This is a genomic window from Mesorhizobium sp. B2-7-3 (genome assembly GCF_006440715.1).
In the GTDB taxonomy this organism is placed as follows: domain Bacteria; phylum Pseudomonadota; class Alphaproteobacteria; order Rhizobiales; family Rhizobiaceae; genus Mesorhizobium; species Mesorhizobium australicum.
In genome coordinates, this window is the sequence record NZ_VFTY01000009.1 from 92120 (window position 1) to 109820 (window position 17701).

At 65.4% G+C, this 17701-nt stretch carries 11 protein-coding genes and 1 pseudogene; 3 read left to right on the top strand and 9 right to left on the bottom strand.

Annotated features, from left to right (window positions below):
• Nucleotides 1-19: 19 nt before the first annotated feature.
• Nucleotides 20-1030 carry an NAD(P)-dependent alcohol dehydrogenase gene (locus FJW04_RS20645; RefSeq protein ID WP_140663371.1) on the bottom strand — a complete coding sequence of 337 codons (1011 nt, stop codon included), beginning with the start codon at nt 1028-1030 and terminating at the stop codon, nt 20-22.
• Nucleotides 1031-1125: 95 nt separating this feature from the next.
• Here FJW04_RS20645 and FJW04_RS20650 point away from each other — a divergent pair, with 95 nt between their 5' ends.
• Nucleotides 1126-2052, top strand: a complete 927-nt coding sequence (locus FJW04_RS20650; RefSeq protein WP_140716586.1) for a LysR family transcriptional regulator — start codon at nt 1126-1128, stop codon at nt 2050-2052.
• Between the two features lie 35 nt (nt 2053-2087).
• Here the strand turns inward: FJW04_RS20650 and FJW04_RS20655 are convergent, their stop codons facing one another.
• Entirely contained in the window at nt 2088-3461 is a 1374-nt protein-coding gene (locus FJW04_RS20655) for a PAS domain-containing protein (protein ID WP_224596809.1), read from the bottom strand.
• Between FJW04_RS20655 and FJW04_RS20660 the strand changes: the two genes are divergently transcribed.
• Nucleotides 3437-4393: an AraC family transcriptional regulator gene (locus tag FJW04_RS20660; RefSeq protein WP_140716341.1), complete on the top strand. Its 957-nt coding sequence runs from the start codon at nt 3437-3439 to the stop codon at nt 4391-4393. The two genes, FJW04_RS20655 and FJW04_RS20660, sit on opposite strands and share 25 nt — an antisense overlap.
• A 211-nt stretch (nt 4394-4604) precedes the next feature.
• Nucleotides 4605-9017: an autotransporter domain-containing protein gene (locus tag FJW04_RS20665; protein WP_210241313.1), complete on the top strand. Its 4413-nt coding sequence runs from the start codon at nt 4605-4607 to the stop codon at nt 9015-9017.
• A gap of 61 nt (nt 9018-9078) precedes the next feature.
• On the opposite strand, the gene FJW04_RS20670 is transcribed toward FJW04_RS20665, so the two are convergent.
• From FJW04_RS20670 to FJW04_RS20705, 7 genes and pseudogenes are all read right to left on the bottom strand, one after another.
• Nucleotides 9079-9960: a DMT family transporter gene (locus FJW04_RS20670; RefSeq protein ID WP_015316934.1), complete on the bottom strand. Its 882-nt coding sequence runs from the start codon at nt 9958-9960 to the stop codon at nt 9079-9081.
• A gap of 412 nt (nt 9961-10372) precedes the next feature.
• Complete coding sequence (locus FJW04_RS20680; protein WP_140716345.1) at nt 10373-11455, bottom strand: histidine kinase dimerization/phosphoacceptor domain -containing protein; 1083 nt, start codon at nt 11453-11455, stop codon at nt 10373-10375.
• 230 nt (nt 11456-11685) lie between these two features.
• A pseudogene (locus tag FJW04_RS20685) lies at nt 11686-11874 on the bottom strand (RND transporter); the annotation flags it as partial.
• 43 nt (nt 11875-11917) lie between these two features.
• A complete protein-coding gene (locus tag FJW04_RS20690; RefSeq protein ID WP_140716347.1) occupies nt 11918-15073 on the bottom strand; it encodes an efflux RND transporter permease subunit in 3156 nt (1051 codons plus the stop codon).
• A gap of 4 nt (nt 15074-15077) precedes the next feature.
• The gene (locus tag FJW04_RS20695; RefSeq protein ID WP_015316931.1) at nt 15078-16352 is read right to left on the bottom strand and encodes an efflux RND transporter periplasmic adaptor subunit; all 1275 of its coding nucleotides are present in this window, start codon (nt 16350-16352) and stop codon (nt 15078-15080) included.
• A gap of 304 nt (nt 16353-16656) precedes the next feature.
• On the bottom strand, nt 16657-16887 hold the full coding sequence (locus tag FJW04_RS20700; protein ID WP_224527071.1) for a hypothetical protein: 231 nt from the start codon (nt 16885-16887) through the stop codon (nt 16657-16659).
• Nucleotides 16888-16990: 103 nt separating this feature from the next.
• Nucleotides 16991-17692 carry a hypothetical protein gene (locus FJW04_RS20705; RefSeq protein WP_140716349.1) on the bottom strand — a complete coding sequence of 234 codons (702 nt, stop codon included), beginning with the start codon at nt 17690-17692 and terminating at the stop codon, nt 16991-16993.
• Nucleotides 17693-17701 lie beyond the last annotated feature (9 nt).

Sequence of the window (17701 nt, forward strand, 5' to 3'; positions counted from 1 at the left end):
AAAAAAGCGCCTGCGCCGATCACCACTCCAGCCCGAACACCAGCTTGCCGAAGTGCAGGCCGCCGGCGGCCATGTGGGCGTAGGCTTCGGCCGCTTCGTCGGGCGAAAACACCTTGTCGACCACCGGCTCGATCCGGGCCGCGCCGACGGCGCGGGCGGCGTCGCTGAGATCGGACACCGATCCGGTGTTGTTGCCGACCACTTTCAGCGCCTTGATGATGATCGGCAGCAGATTGATCGTGGCTTCGGCACCGGTGACGAAGCCGATGGTGAACAGCGTACCGCCGGGCGCGGTGGCGTTGACGGCGCGGGCGAAGGTGGCGCTGCCCCCGGTCTCGACGACAAGGTCGGCGCCGAGGCCGCCGGTCAGCTCCAGCACCTTGCCATCCCACTCGGGCGTCGCGCGGTAGTTGATGAGATGATCGGCGCCGAGCGCCTTCGCCCGCTCCAGCTTTTCGTCCGACGACGAGGTGATGATGACGGTCGCGCCGGCGGCTTTGGCGAGCTGCAGGGTGAAGATGGAGACGCCGCCAGTGCCAAGCAGCACGACGACCGAGCCCGGCCCGACATCGGCGGCGCGGATGGCGTTCCAGGCGGTGGTGCCGGCGATGGGCAGCGTCGACGCCGCCTCGAAGGAAAGATGAGCCGGCACCGGCACCAGCGAATTGGCCGGCAACGCGACATATTCGGCCAGTGACCCCGGCAGCGAAATGCCGCGCATCTGCGTCATTTCGTAAGGCCGCGGCGGCCCACCGATCCAGCGCGGCTTGGCATGGGCGATGACGCGATCGCCGATGGCGAATTTCGCAACGTCCTCGCCCAGCGCGACGATCTCGCCGGCGCCGTCGGCTACGGGGATGAGCGGAAAGCTCGGTCCGGGATAATTGCCGCTTGCCACCGCCACATCGACGAAATTGAGGCTCGCCGCACGCTGGCGGATCAGCACCTCTCCGCGCTGCGGTTCGGGGGTTGCAACGGTGGCGGCGCGGAAGGCGTCCAGCCTGGGCTGGCTGAGTTCGATGGCTTTCATGGTTTCACTCCGGTGGACGATTGGTGGTTGAGTGAACCTATTTGCTGCGTTATCTCTGGATAATCCTCGTTTCGCGAAATTGAGAACTGTGAATGATGCAGCAATCTCACGAACCCGCTGCCCTTGCCGAGATGGCTGCGTTCGCGGCCATCGCCGAGGCGCGCTCCTTCACCAAAGCGGCGGCGCGGGTCGGGCGCGACGCGACCATTCTGTCGCGGCGCCTGCAATCGCTGGAAACGCGGCTGGGGGTGAGATTGCTCTCGCGCACGACGCGCAGCGTCTCGCTGACCGAAGCGGGCGCCGAATTCCTGATGCGCGTGCGCGCCATCCTTGCATCCGTCGACGAGGCCGAGGCCGTCGCGTCCGCGCATGCCGGAGGCCGCCCGCGCGGCGTGCTCAGGCTGGCGCTGCCCGGCACGTTCGGGCGCATGTGGATCGGGCCGCTGCTGCCTCAATTCCTTGCCGAATTTCCCGATGTCCGCATCGAGGCCGAATTCTCCAACCGCTTCACCGATCTGGTCGCCGAGAATTTCGACGTCGCCGTGCGGCTGGGCAGCCTGGAGGATTCGCGCCTGGTGGCACGCAAGGCGGCGACGCGACGCAGGCTGCTCTGCGCGGCTCCCTCCTATCTCGCCCGCAGGGGCACGCCGGAGACGCCGCAGGCGCTGCTCGATCATTCCTGCCTGGGCTTCTCGGGCTTCCAGACCTTTCCGGCCTGGGAGATGACCGACCGCGAGGGCCGGCGCGCGCGCGTCGAGGTTTCCGGGCCGTTGGTCAGCGACGATGCCGAGGTGCTGGTCGAGGCCGCCGTGCAGGGGCTCGGCCTGATGATGAGCACCGACTGGCTGGTCGGGCGCGAGCTTGCCGATGGACGGCTGGTGCCTGTGCTGGAGGAGTGGACCTTGGCGGATGAAGGCGCCGTCTATGTCGTCACGCCCTCGGCCAAGGGAAAAGCCGCCAAGACCCGCGCCTTCACCGACTGGATCGGCAAGCGCTTCGCGCCGGAACCGCCCTGGCGGTAAAGCCGCTGACCCGCTCGCGGTAGAGACTGCGCGCTTCAGGGCCCATGAGCCGCCAGCGGCATGCCGATGTCCGACACGAGTTTGACGAGGTCGGCTTGGCGTCTCGTGCCGGTTTTGGCAAAGATTCGGTTGAGGTGGGTCTTCAAGGTGTTTTCGCCAATGCCGAGCGCCAACGCGCTCTTGGACGCTGACAATCCGCTGCCGATCCGCAGCAGCACCCGCGCCTCCGAGGGCGTAAGATCGAACAGCGTGGTCAGAACGGCCTCCGGGAGGGGAGAAGCCGATGTCGTCGTCGATATGAACACAGCCGCGCATGCCGGCCGGAAAACCGCGCGCGCCGTTCCTTCAGTCAACGGCAACACATAGGCAACGGCGGGCGGCTGGCCTTGGGCCGAAACCGGCAGCCCTATGCCGCGCGCGCCAAGCGAGGCATCCGCGCTCGCCGTGCTGGCGATCGCGTCGAGCAGGGCGCGGGCCACGACCCGATTCTGTGCCTGGAGCAGGCCGTTCCTGGAGAGAATGGGCCCCTGCACCGAAAACATCTGTTCGGCGGCCGCATTCGCATGGAGGATTGCTCCATTGGCGTGGGTAAGCACGACAGGCACAGCCAAATGATCGAGCGCCTGACGATAAAGATCGATGGTGATGCGGCCCTGGTCGAGCAGATCGCCGATCAGCGAAGCACGGCGCAGATGCGGCGAGAGCAATGCCAGGAAATGCTGCTCTTCGATCGAGATGCCTCCCCTGCTGGCTCGCGTGGTGCAGCCCAGAAGCCCGATTCGGTCCGGCGTATGAACGAATTTGGTGATGCAAGCCTCGCGCAGTCCCTGCGGTTTGGCCCAGTTCTGAAAAAACGGCGTCAGTTGGAGTTCGCTTTCGCTCATGAGCGACAGCGTCGCAACGGGCCGGTCGACATCGCCGACGACCGCTGCCTTCAGCCCGGGAATTCCATCAAAGTCATAGTCTTCCTCGAGGGCCCGCATCCGTACGGGATCCCAGGGCGACTGAGCCGCGAAACGGCCGCTATTATGGGCGGTGCCGGCAAGCGCGATGGTGGTATAGGCCGCGTCGACAGCTTTCGTGACGCGGGTCATGACTCCGGCCCAGCCTTCCGGGTTCAAAACGCAATCGTAGATATCGCCGATAATCGAACTCAGGACTTCGCTGCTCAGCCTTTCCATCACACCTCCAGGCACGCCCCGATCTCGCCTCGGAGGAATTTGTGACATCATACTTTTGGATGACGCAAGTCGCGGCCGCTCTCGACTATGGGTTGAACTTGGTCGCTTGAACGCCGGGCCGCCACTGTTGCCGGTTATTGTCGCAATGGAAAGCATCGCGTTCGATATTTTTTTAAGCCGTGGACAGTTGTCGAGGTTCCCCATTGTCGCGAAAGACGGTGCTTTCATCGGCTCGGTTGCCACCGCATCTTGATGAACGAGAACGATTTTCCCCGTGGCAAGACATCCCTGTCGCGGAAATACGGTCGGCCGAATACGACAGTCCGGAAAACCTGCACTTCGAAGCCATCGAAGCCACGGCCGTCGGTTCAGCGGTTCTCGGCCAGATGTCCGGACCCGTCAAGCATGCCACACGCAAAGCGAGCAACATCGCCAATGACGACAAGGACGGCTATCTGCTGATGATCAACAAGGCCGACACCATGCTGTCAGGGGTACATGCCGGCCGCGAATATGCCGTCGGCCGGGGAGAGGCCGTGCTTGTCACCGCATCGGAAGCTCTGAAAATGAACGGTGCCGACAGCAATGTCTGGACGAATGTGGTGGTCCCACGCGCGATCCTCCTGCGCGCCTTCCCGCAGATCGATGACAGGCTGGGGCTGAAGATCGGCGCCGACAGCGAAGCCCTCGAGCTTCTCAAACGCTATTGCCTGCTTCTTGAAAGCGGCAGCCCGCTTGCCTCCGCGGATCTGATCACGCACGCGACGGACACGATCGTGGATCTGATCGGCCTGGCGACCGGCGCAAAAGGTCGGGCTGCCGAACTGGCCGGGCTTCGGGGCCTGCGCGCTGCCAGGCTGGAGGCCGTCCTCGCAAGGATCGCCGAGGATTTTATCGACCCCGGCATCTCCGCCCAAAGTGTCGCTCTACAACTCGGCCTGTCGGTGCGCTACGTCCACGACCTCCTTCAGGAGACGGGAATGAGCTTCTCCGAACGCGTTCTCGAACTGCGTCTGCAGAGCGCCCACAGGATGCTCTCGCACAAACACAGCGACATGCGGGTCAGTGACATCGCCCTGACAAGCGGATTCAGCGACGTATCGTACTTCAACCGCTGCTTTCGTCGCCGTTTCGGCTATACGCCGACAAGCGCCAGATAAGTTTTGCAGCCTTCGCCAGCAGTCCGGTACCGCCCGTGCGAGGCCGTTCCGCAGCGGCTTGCGCCACCGATGACGCCGAACTGCCACAATGCGCGCAAAACACGCTGCTTTTCACTTTAGTCCAATTCCGGTGCGGCCCTGCCCAAGACAAGGCCGGGCTCCAATGACATGTCAGCCTCAGGGTGAAACGACTGTCATGTCAGGGGATCGAATGCCGCGGAATGCATTTGGAGGCCGTAAGGCCAACGCATTGAAAAACCTGGCGCTGGCGTCGACGGCACTGGTCTGCCTTGGCCTGCCGATCCCCGCATCGGCAGCCGAGATCTGGACCGGCGCCGCCACCACGGATTGGTTTACCGCCGGAAACTGGAACCCCGCCGCTGTTCCGACATCGAGCGACGATGTCATGCTCGATCCGGTGTTCCCGCACCCGACCGTGGTCAATGCGGCGAATGCGGCCGCTCATTATCTGTTTGTCGGCACCATTTCGAGTTACTCGGGCTCGCTGACGATCACCAATGGCGGCACCCTCTCCGACACTGCCGGCTATCTCGGCTACGCTTCGGACGCGAGCGGCACCGTGAGCGTCACTGGAGCAGGCTCCGTCTGGAGCAACAGTTCGGACCTTTTCCTTGCCTTGGGTACGAACAGCAACGGCACCTTGACGATCTCCAGCGGCGGCGCTGTGAGCGACAAAGTGGGTCATGTCGGCTACGGCCCGGGCACCGGCACCGTAACGGTGGACGGCCCGGGCTCGACATGGACCAACAGCGGAGATCTTTATATTGCCGAATTTGGCACAGGCACGCTGGACATCACCAATGGCGGCGTGGTCAGCAATGCCATGGGCACCATCGGTTGGCATGTAGGCTCCACCGGCACGGTGACGGTCGACGGAGCGGGTTCGACCTGGACAAACTCCTCCCACCTATACGTCGGCGATCAGGGCACCGGTGCGCTGAAAATCTCGAACGGCGGCAAGGTCAGCAATCTGAGCGGTATCCTGGGCAACCTGGCGGGCTCCAGTGGCACGGCAACTGTCGACGGTGCTGGCTCGACCTGGGCGAACGCGGCCCTTGCGGTTGGGAACGCGGGCTTCGGCGCGCTGACGGTCACGAATGGCGGCGCGGTCACCAGTTCGGTGGGCTATGCCGGCTATGCCGCGGGCTCCAAGGGCCTGGTGGCGGTCGACGGCGTCGGCTCGGCCTGGACCAACACTTCGGACCTCTTCATCGGCTTCCAGGGCCAGGGTACGCTGACGGTCTCGAATAGCGGCGCGGTCAGCAACACCATCGGTATGATCGGCGCGCAGACGGGCTCGACCGGCATCGCGTTCGTCGATGGCGCCGGCTCGATCTGGACAAACAGCTCCAACCTGATTGTGGGCAATTTGGGTAACGGCGCACTGGGGATCACTCACGGCGGCGTGGTCAGCAACACCTGGGCCGCTGTCGGCGCGAAGACGGGCTCCATCGGCATGGCGTTCGTCGACGGCACCGGCTCGACCTGGACCAACAGCGGAAACCTGAGTATTGGCGATTTCGGCGCCGGCACTTTGGCGATAAGCAATGGCGGCGCCGTCACCAACGCCTGGGGCTTTGTCGGCAACTCGGCGGGCTCGGCTGGCGAAGTGTTCGTCGACGGCGCGGGATCAAAGTGGACAAATAGCGGGAATCTCTACCTCGGGGGTCTCAGCACGGGCACGCTGACGATCTCGAACGGCGGCGCGGTCAGCGACACTGTAGGCGCTGTGGGCACCATGGCGGGCTCGACGGGCTTTGCCACTATCACCGGTGCGGGCTCGACCTGGACAAGCAGTTCCGACTTCTATGTCGGCGATGGAGGCACTGGCACGCTGAAAATCCTGAACGGTGGCGCAGTCAGCAATGCCATGGGCTACGTTGGCTTCGAGGCGGCCTCGACGGGCACGGCAATGGTCGACGGTGCAGGCTCGACCTGGACCAACAGCGGAAACCTCAAGGTTGGGGTTGCGGGCACGGGCACGCTAGTTGTCACGAACGGTGGCGGCGTGAGCAACCTTGCTGGCTATCTCGGATATGCCGCGGGCTCGACCGGGACGGCGACGGTGGACGGCACCGGCTCAACCTGGGCGAATACGGGCGAACTCATTGTCGGCCAATCAGGAACCGGCACGCTCGACATCACCAATGGCGGCGCCGTTAGCAACCAGACTGGCTCTGCGGGCTACGACGTCGGGTCCATGGGCACCGTCACGGTCGATGGACCGGGTTCGAGCTGGACGAATTCCGGCGACCTGTTCCTCGGTTTCAAGGGCGCCGGCACGCTCCAGGTGGCAGATGGCGGCCATGTCCTCAACCAGGCCGCGCTCCTCGCAGTGTTTGAAACCGCAACCGCCACCGTGACGGTGGACGGGGCGGGATCCTCCTGGAGCACCGATGACAATCTTATCCTGGGAAGCGCCGGTCACGCGGCACTTTCCATCTCCAGCGGCGGTTCAGCGGATGCAGATTCCGTCTTTGTCGGCCAGGCGGCGACAGCCAACGGTGCGGTTACCGTCGACGGCGTGGGCTCGAAATGGACCAACAAGAACGGCATGTACCTTGGCGGTCTGGGAATCGGCACTCTTGCCGTCACCAATGGCGGCGTCGCATCCGGCGGCGGCACCTACATGGCGTTCGCCGCCGGTGCCACCGGCCAGGCAACCGTTGATGGCCCGGCCTCACTGTGGGAGATGCACGGCGACCTGGATATCGGGTTCGGCGGCACTGCTTCGGTGACGCTCTCCAACGGCGGCACCGCTCTGGTGGACGGCTCTACCGTGATCGCCAGCCAGGCCGGCTCTGTCGGCGCGCTTAACATCGGCGGCGCGGCGGGCTCCGCGGCGGCGGGCGCCGGCGTCCTCGATTCGGCAACGTTGCAGTTCGGCTCCGGCACCGGCACGCTCAATTTCAACCATACCAGCGCGAACAATGGCTTCGCTTCGGCGATCAGCGGACTGGGGACGATCAACCAGATCGCCGGCAACACCAAGTTGACCAGTAATTCCTCCGGCTTCACCGGGACGACGAACGTTCTCGGCGGCGGCCTCTATGTGAACGGCTCGCTCGGCGGCGCGATAAATGTCACCGGCGGCCTGCTTGGCGGGTCGGGCACGGTAGGCATTGTGACCATTGCTTCTGGCGGCACCTTTGCACCGGGCAATTCGATCGGCACGATCAATGTTAGCAACACAGCCTTCTCGGCCGGTTCGACTTATGCGGTTGAAGTCGAAAGCGGCGGCACATCCGATCGGATCAGCGCCACCGGTACGGTGACGATCGGCGGCGGCACGGTCGACGTCATACCCTATCCGGATTATGCGACCGGCACGACCTATACGATCATAACGGCGGTGGGCGGTGTCACCGGCACCTTCGACAAGGCCAGTCTCGAAGGCGGCTCGATCTTCATTGCGCCGACGCTCACCTATGACGCGAACAATGTCTATCTCAACCTGGCCAAGGCAAGCTTTGCCAGTGTAGGCCTGACGCCGAACCAGATCGCCACCGGCGGCGGCGCCGAAAGCCTTGGCGCCGGCAATCCGCTCTTCGATGCCATCTTTGCCTTGCCGAGCGAGGCAGCCGCCCAGGACGCTTTCGACCAGCTTTCCGGCGAAATCCATGCCTCGGCCAAGGGCCTGCTGATCGAGGACTCCCGCTTCGTTCGCGACGCCGCCAACAGCCGCATCGCTGCCGCCTTCGGCGATGCCGGCGCGTCGGCCGCACTTCCGGTCATGGCCTATGGCGAGGGCGGCCCGGAAATGGTCGCCGCCGACACCGACCGCTTCGCCGTCTGGGGCCAGGCGTTCGGTTCCTGGGGGAGTACCGAAAGCGACGGCAACGCCGCCGCCTTCGACCGCTCCACCGGCGGCCTGCTGGCCGGCGCCGACACGCTGGTGGGCGGCTGGCGTCTCGGCCTGCTCGGCGGCTACAGCCATTCCTCCTTCGATGCCGACGACCGCAACGCCTCGGGCAAGAGCGACAGCTACCATCTCGGTCTCTATGGCGGCACCAATTGGGGCGCCATCGCCTTCCGCACCGGTGCGGCCTACAGCTGGAGCAGCCTCTCGACCAAGCGCTCCGTCGCCTTCACCGGTTTTGCCGATCAGCTCTCGGCCGACTACGATGCGGGCACCGCGCAGATGTTCGGCGAACTCGCCTACAAGGCCGAGACCGGCGGGAGCTTCAAGTTCGAGCCCTTCGCCAACCTCGCTTATGTCAGCCTGCACACTGAAGGCTTCAGCGAAACCGGCGGTGCGGCGGCCTTGACCAGCGCTGGCGCGAGCAGCAACGTCACCTTCGCCACGCTCGGCTTGCGCGGCTCGACCGATTTTGGGCTTGGCGGCGTCAATGCCACCGCGCGCGGCATGCTCGGCTGGCGCCACGCTTTCGGCGACGTCACGCCGACTTCAAGTTTCGCCTTCGCCGGCGGCGACGCCTTCACCATCGCCGGCATACCGATCGCCAGGGACGCGGCGGTAATCGAAGCCGGCGTCGACATGAAAATGTCGCCCAATGCCACGCTCGGCCTGTCCTATTCCGGGCAGTTCGGTGGTGGCGCCGTCGACAACGGCGCCAAGGCAAACCTCAGCGTCAAGTTCTGACGACAACAGGCCGCCGGCTTGCGCCAAATTGACGTCGCCGGGCGGTCCTGGCGTCCGCCCCCTACTCCGGCGACGGCACCGGCGGCTTCGAGGTCAGCGCGGTGCCGGCGGCGGCCACGATCACGGCGGCGATGCCGGCCAATTGCGGCGTGGTCAGGCTTTCCCGCAGGAACAGGAACCCGGCCAGCGCGCCAAGCCCCGGCTCGAGGCAGGTCAGCGTGCCATAGATGCGCGCCGGCATGCGGGTCAGCGCCACCATCTCCAGGAAGAACGGCAGCGCGCTCGAGAACAGGCCGACGAGCAGCGCGCTGACCAGGATCGACGGCGCGAGCAGGCCGCTTCCCGCCTCGGCAATGCCAAAGGGCAGCACCAGCACAGCGGCGATCGCCATGCCATAGGCGGTGGTGCGGGTGCCGAGTTCCGCGCCCGCCTTCTGCGCCAGAACGATATAGAGCGCCCAGAACCCGCCGGCCGCCAGCGCCAGCATCACGCCGATGGGGTCGAGCGGCTTTAGCGAGTGGATGAAGGGCGACAACAGCACGATGCCGGCGACCGCAAGTGCGATCCAGGCAAAGTCGCTGGCCCGCCGAGAGGTCAATGTCGCCACCAGCAGCGGACCGGAAAACTCCAGCGCCACCGCGACGCCAAGCGGGATCCTGGCAAGTGCCGCGTAGAACAGAAGGTTGAGCGCGCACAGCGTCACCCCATAGGCGATGAGCCACGGCATGGTGGCGCGCGAGGGCCGTACCTGCCAGGGCCGCAGCACCGCGATCAGCATCAGCGCGCCGATGACCAGCCTGAGCGTCGTCGTGCCTTGCGCGCCGATCACCGGAAACAGCGTCTTGGCGAAGGTGGCGCCGATCTGGATGGACACCATGGCCCCCATCAGCGCCGCGACCGGCAAGGGTGCGGCTTCGCGGCTGGCAAGCGGCATTGATGTCACTTGTGCTTCATCCCTCCATGCCCCGAGGCGAAAACCTGCCCGGCAGCAATGCAATAGGATGAACCGGCCTGGCTGTCGTGAGACAGCGCGGATGCCTCGATGGGGGCACGGCCAGAAACGGTCGATGCCGTAAGGCGATTCCGCCACCGACAGGGCATCGGGCACCGGCGCGACACCGATGGCCGCCGGCCCACGGACGCGTCGCTGGCGGCGGCCTGGTTGAGTTCGACGACGGTCCCTGCCCTGAGCAGATGCGCCGTAGTCGGTCAGCGTGGTGGGCGAAAGCGCCGTGCGCCGCGCCAGTTCGGCACGACTGCGGACCGTCGTCGCGCAGCATGCGCAGGATCGCCGCTCCAGACTGGATTTGGCAGAACGCCGAACCCGCCCTAACCAGTTGGTTTCCTGGAATTGCCTAGGCCGCGGCGGCGGAGCGCTTGAACACGATCGTGACCCGCGTGCCTTCGTCGGCGCTGGAAGTCACGTCGAACTCGGCCTTGGCGTTCTCTGTCAGCGATTGTGCGATGAGCGCGCCGAGCTTGCCTTGCTTGGGCCAGCTCTCGCCTTCCGGCAACCCGATCCCGTCGTCGGCGACGACGACGCGGCAGCCATCCCCGTTCACGACGCTGTGCAGCGTGATCGTCCCGCTGTCACGCCCGCGAAATGCATGCTTGAGCGCGTTGGTCAGCAGTTCGTTGACCACCAGCCCGGTGGGCATGGCAACGTTGATCGAAACCGGGTAGGTGTCCACCTTCATGTCGAGGCGAATGCCCTCGACAGCATGCGAACTCATCACGGCTGACGCGATCTGGCTCAGATAGACGCCGAGATCGACCTCCTCCTTGTGCTCCTCGCCCGACAGCGTTTGATAGAGGATGGCCAAGGCGTCGACGCGGCCGGCCAGTCTTTCGAAGCGTTTCCGGTCCGGCTCGGTCGCATTGCGCGTCTCGAGGCGGATCAGGGCGGTGATCATCTGCAGATTGTTCTTCACCCGGTGCTGCAATTCCCGCAGCAGCGTGTCTTTCTCGCGGACGCGCTCCTCGATCGAGCGCGCATCTTCGGTCTCGCCATGGGCCGAGACGTCGACCAGTGCCACCAGCCGGAAGCAGGCCTTGCCGTTGTCATCCTCGATGACGTTGGAATAGACGTCGACGATCGCCGGCTTGTCCTCGGCCCGCTCGAGCCGGAACGTGCCGACGAAATCGGTCCCGTCGACCACCGCATGGGAGAGCGCGCTGTCCTTCTGCTGGTGCAGGCCAATGCCGGAAAGTGCCGCCCAATGCTTCTGGGCGAGGCTGGCCGCCTTCAGGCCCGACAGTTTCTCGAACTCCGGATTGGCATAGACGACACGTTCCTGCCCGCCGAGGTCCGAAACGGCGATGGCAATCGGCACCTGGTCGAGGAACTTCTTGAACTGTTCGCTTTCCAGCGCGCTGGCAAGGTCGGGCGTTTCCAGCAACTGCTCGACCGTTTCCGCCTTATCTGAATTCGATGTCATCTCTTGCATCCAGGAATTTTCTGGACGCCACCAATATCAGCGAAGCGATGCGCGAGCTATCGCCAAAAGTGCCACTTTCACCGGCATCAGGACTAGGCCCGCGCCGGCCTGGTCCCGCGCAACGGCAGCGCCATGGTGAAATCCAGGCCGTCGCCAAGATAATTCAGCTTGATGACGGCATCGCATTGCAAGCGTTCCCCAGCCTGGAACCCTGCAAGAACCCGAACCGGTCAACTCTGGCCGGCCACCTTCGCCAGCCGCGGACCGGTCTTGCCGTCGACGATCTCGGGCCTGGCGCTGTCGACCGCGCCGTCCCAGCCGCCGCCGAGCGCCTTGTTGAGGGCGATGTAGTCGGTCGCCAGAAGGACGCGGCTCTGCAACAGCGAATCCTCGGCCGAGTAGAGCGAGCGCTGGGCCTCGCGGCCACCGAGCCACGTTCAAAACCTCTCATGTGAAGAACCCTTACTGCTGGTTGGCCGTCACCGGCGTTTCGCCCTTATCCTGCCCGGCATCTGGTTTGGCCACCCTGCCCTTGAAGATGCGCCGCACCGTGACGAACAGCAGCGGCACCAGGAACACACCGATCACGGTCGCGGCGATCATGCCGCCCATCACGCCGATGCCGACGGAGTTCTGCGCGCCCGAGCCGGCGCCGCTGGCGATCGCAAGCGGCGTGACGCCGAGGATGAAGGCCAGCGACGTCATCAGGATCGGCCGCAACCGCTGTCGCGCCGCCTCGAGCGTTGCCTCCACCAGCCCCATGCCGGCCGCCTGCCGTTCAATGGCGAACTCGACGATCAGGATGGCGTTCTTGGCGGCGAGGCCGATCGTGGTCAGCAGGCCGACCTTGAAATAGACGTCGTTGGTCTGGCCGAACAGGCTTGCCGCCAGCAGCGCGCCGAAGATGCCGATCGGTACCGACAGCATCACCGCGAACGGGATCGACCAACTCTCATAGAGCGCGGCCAGGCACAGGAACACGACCAAGGCCGAGATCGCATAGAGCGACATCGCCTGGTTGCCCGAAAGCCGCTCCTGATGCGACAGCCCGGTCCATTCATGCGAATAGCCGGCCGGCAGTTGCGCGACGAGTTTGTCGATCTCGTCCATCGCCGCACCCGAGCTCACGCCCGCTGCCGCCGCGCCCTGAATCTCGACCGCGGCCGAACCATTATAGCGTTCGAGCCGGGGCGAACCGAATGTCCAGTGGCTGGAGGCAAAGGCCGAGAACGGCACCATGGCGCCGCTTGAATTGCGGACCTGCCATTTGTCGAGATCCTCCGGCTGCATGCGGAAATTCGCGTCCGATTGCATGTAGACCGGCTTCACCCGTCCGCGATCGATGAAGTCGTTGACGTAATCGCTGCCCCAGGCGCTGGACAACGTGTTGTTGATGTCGGCAAGGCTGACGCCCAGCGCGCTCGCCTTCTCCTGGTCGATGTCGACCGAGAATTGCGGCTGGTCCTCCTGGCCGTTGGGACGCGTGTTTGCGAGCACCTTGCTCTGCCCAGCCAAGGCCAGAAGCTGGTTGCGCGTCTGGATCAGCGCGTCATGGCCGGCGCCGTTGACGTCCTGCAGGTAGAAATCGAAGCCGTTGGTGTTGCCGAAGCCCTGGATGGCCGGGGGCGCCAGCGCGAAGACCTGCGCATCCCTGATCTTGGAGAACGCGCCCATGGCGCGGCCGGCGATCGCCTGCGCGGCCATTGCGGACGACTTGCGCTGGGCGAAATCCTTCAGCCGCACGAAGCCGATGCCGACATTCTGCCCGGCTCCGCCGAAGCCGAAGCCCGACGCGGTGAAGACCCCGTCGACGGCGTCCTTTTCGTCGTTGAGATAGTGGTCGGTGACTTGCTTCAGCACGCGCTCCGTGCGGTCCTGTGTGGCGCCGACCGGCAATTGCACGCTGGTGATCAGGATGCCCTGGTCTTCTTCCGGCAGGAACGAGCTCGGCAACCGCGCAAACATCCAGCCCATGGCGACGACAATGGCGAGGAAGATGGCAAGAAATCGCCACGACCGGTTGATGATGCCGTGCGAGCCGTCGCGATAGGCCGTCGTGCCGCGATCGAACATCCTGTTGAACCAGCCGAACGGACCGGTCTGCGTGGCATGGTCCTTCGGCCGCCGCAGGATCGTGGCGCACAATGCCGGCGTCAGCACCAGAGCCACCAGCACGGACAGCACCATGGCCGAGACGATGGTCACCGAGAACTGCCGGTAGATGATGCCGGTCGAGCCGCCGAAGAAGGCCATCGGCACGAACACCGCCGACAGCACGGTGGCGATGCCGACCAGCGCGCCGGTGATCTCGTTCATCGATTTTCGCGTCGCTTCTTTCGGCGACAGATCTTCCTCCTGCATGACGCGTTCGACATTCTCGACCACGACGATGGCGTCGTCGACGAGCAGGCCGATGGCCAGCACCATGGCGAACATGGTCAGCGTGTTGACCGAATAGCCGAACAGCGACAGCACGCCGAACGTGCCCAGCAGCACCACCGGCACCGCGATTGTCGGGATGATCGTCGCCCGCAAGTTCTGCAGGAAGATGAACATCACCAGGAACACCAGCACGATCGCCTCGGCCAGCGTCTTGACCACCTCCTCGATCGACAGCCGCACGAAGGGCGAGGTGTCGTAGGGATAGACGACCTCGACGCCTTGCGGGAAGGTCGAGCTCAGCCGGTTTATCGTCGAGCGCACCGCTTCGGCGGTGCTGATCGCGTTGGCACCGGTCGCCAGGTTGACGGCGACGCCCGCCGCCGGCTTGCCGTTGTAGTTGGCTTGCGTTGTATAGCTTTCGGCGCCGAGTTCGACGGTGGCGACGTCGTTGAGGCGGACCAGCGAGCCGTCCGTCTGGCTCTTCAGGATGATATTGCGGAACTGTTCGGCGGTTTGCAGCCGGCTCTTGGCGGTCACCGTGGCGTTGAGCTGCTGGCCCTTGCGCGCCGGCAGACCACCGAGCTGGCCGGCCGAAACCTGCGTGTTCTGCGCCTCGATGGCACTCGCCACGTCGCTTGGCATCAGCGCGTATTTGGCCAGCTTGTCGGGGTCGAGCCAGATCCGCATCGCATAGCCCGAGCCGAAGAGCTGCGTCGAGCCCACGCCTTCGACGCGCTTCAGCGTGTCGTTGACGGTGGCGTCGACATAGTCGGCGAGGTCGGTCGAGTTCATCTTGCCGTCGCTGGAGACGAAGCCGATGACCATCAGGAAGCCGGTCGAGGATTTGGAGACGGTGATGCCGTTGCTCTGCACTACCTGCGGCAGTTGCGACTGCACCAGCTGCAGCTTGTTCTGCGTCTGCACCTGGGCGGTGTCGGGGTCGGCCGAACTGGTGAAGGTCAGCGTGATCGAGGCCGAACCGGTCGCGGTCGAGGTCGCCGTCATGTAGTCGAGATTGTCGATGCCGGTCATGCCTTGCTCGATGACCTTGGTCACCGAGTTCTCGACCGTCTGGGCGTCCGCGCCCGGATAGGTGGCGCTGATATTGACCGTGGTCGGCGCGATCTGCGGATATTGCGAGATCGGCAGCGTGGTGAGTGCGAGCAAACCGCCCAGCATGATCACGATGGCGATCACCCAGGCGAAGATCGGCCGGTTGATGAAAAATGCTGACATCGTCTCAGTTCCCGGTCGACGCGGCGGGTTGCTGGCCGGTGCTGGCCACCTTGGATGGGGCCGGCAAGGCGGAGGTCTGGCCGCGATCCTTGATCTCACCGGTCGCCTCGTCGATCGTCACTTCGACGCCGGTCGCATCGCCGCCGGGGCGCACGAGCTGCAGGCCCTCGACGATGACACGGTCACCATCGCCCACGCCGCTGTCGACCAGCCAGCTGTTGCCGACGGTGTTGCGCACGGCGAGCACGCGCGTCTCGACCTTGCCCTGCGCATTGATGACCATGGCCGTCGCCTCACCCTTCGTGTTGCGGGTGACGGCGCGCTGCGGCACGAGAAAACTGTTCTGGGCAACGCCCTCCTCGACCAGCGCCCGCACATACATGCCCGGCAGAAGCAGGCGGTCGGGGTTGGGGAACTCGGCCCTGAGCGCGAACGTGCCGGTGGTCTGGTCGACATTGGCGCCGGCGAATTCCAGCTTGCCGGTCTGCGCGTAGATGGTGCCGTTCTCGAGCTTCAGCTTGACGCTGACATTGGGGCCGCTGAACTTCAGCCGCCCTTCCGAGATCGCCTGGCGCAGGTTGAGCAAATTGGTGCTCGACTGCGTGACGTCGACATTGATCGGGTCGAGCGAACGGATCGTGGTCAGCACCGTCTCCTGGTTGGCGGTGACCAGCGCGCCCGGTGTCAGCGTGGACTTGTCGATGCGGCCCGCGATCGGCGCGGTGATCGAGGTGCGGTCGAGGCTGATGCGCGCGGTTTCGGCGCTCGCCTTGGCGGAAGCCACATCCGCCTGCGCCTGCGCAAGCGTGGCGGCGGCGTCATCATAATCCTGTTTGGAAACAACGTTCTGCTTCAACAGGCCGGCGTATCTGTCGAACTTGGCCTGCGCGGTAGGCACCGCCGCCGCCGCCTTCTGCTGCGCCGCGACCGCGCTGTCATAAGCCGCCTTGTAGCTCGCCGGGTCGATGAGGTAGAGCGGCTGTCCCGCCGCCACCTCGCTGCCTTCCTTGAACAGTCGTTGCTGGATGATGCCGTTCACTTGTGGACGCACCTCGGCGATCAGCGAGGCCGCCGTGCGCCCCGACAGTTCGGCTGTGATCGCCACCGATTGCGGATGCAGCGTGACGACGCCGACTTCCGGTTTGCCGACGCCGCCCATGCCTGCGGGAGCCTTGCCGCCCTCCTGTGAGCAGGCCGCCAGGAGAAGAGCCGCGGCAAGCGCCGTCCAGGACGCGAGCCGGCGAACTGGCGGGGAGGACTGGCTAGACTGCATGGACATGGCTGAATGATCTTTCGCTGGGGGTGCGGTGACCGCCTGGGCTTTGGCCAGGCGGTGACCGCCTGGGCTTTGGCCAATGCAAAGCGAGGCCGAACGCCGGCGGTCGCAGGTGAGGCTTGAGGAGGACGATGTCGTGACGAGGGGTCGCGCCCACTTGCGGGCGGCGTCGAGCAGTGCTTCGAAGCGGCTCATGTCGCGCTCCTTCTTCGTGGCCGGAGCGCACCCGAGGATCGGATGGCTGGCCGCGATGCCCTCCGCGCCATTATGCCGATCAGCACCGACATGCCAAGCGCCTTGCCAGGTCTCACGCGATCTTGCGGTCATGATTTCCGTGGCCATCGGCGTGCCGCGAGATCGGCAGCGACAGGCGCCAGGCGGCGAATTCCAGCCGGATCGCGCCTTGCAGCGTGTCGACCGGCAAGGCTGGCGGCGTTGCGGCATGATCGATGCGCCGGCCGAACGAATATTTCGGGCTGGCCGATGCGATCAGCCGCAGCAGCATCAGGGCTTCCCACATTGTCGTGCCTTGTTGCATGGGGTGAATCCGGGAAGGCGCGATCCGCCATCCCGGAGAAGGAAACCCGGCCGGCCCGGGAACGGGTTGGGTACCGGGGCCGGCCGGCGCAGCCGGTCGGTTGTCAGCCGTTCCCGGGCTGGGGCGGCGGCATCGGGCCATCATTGGGCGGGCCTGCCGGACCGACTGCGTCATTCGGCGGGCCGCCCCATGGACCGGGGGGTGGTCCATGGGGGCGTTCCGCCGAAACGAGGATTTCGAGCTGTTCAGGCGTGAGCTTGGCGCGCAGCTCGGCGATCGCGTCCTTCAGCTTGGCGGCCGAAGCCGCACGCGCCGTGACGTCGTCTGCCAGCCTTTCCTGGAAGGCGAATGGATCGGGCTTGCCGGCCGGCCCTGCATCGGGGCCATTCGCCTGCGGCCCGCCATCCGGCCCTCCAGGCCCGCCAGTGCCACCCGGACCACGGTCCGGCCGCGGTGGCGAAAGCACCGCCTGCAGCGCGCTGGTGTAGTCGCGCCAGGCGTCGAGCTGTTCGCTGCGGATGCCGACGCGTGTTTCGAGCGCGGCGAGCCGGGCGGCCAGCATGAATTCCGGCGGCGGCCCCACGCGGCGGGGGCCGAAGCCTTGCGGGCCGAAACTGTGCGGGCCAAAACCTTGCGGACCCCATCCTTGCGAAGGATGCGGCATCGAGCCATGGTCCGTTCCATCCTGCATTGCCATGGCAGGCGGCGGCCCGCCTGGCGCCGCGCCCGGGTCGGGCTGCGCCGCCAGCGCGGGGTGGATGGCGGCGGCGGAAAACAGGCCGAGCGCAAGAAGTCTGCTTCGCATGACGGTATT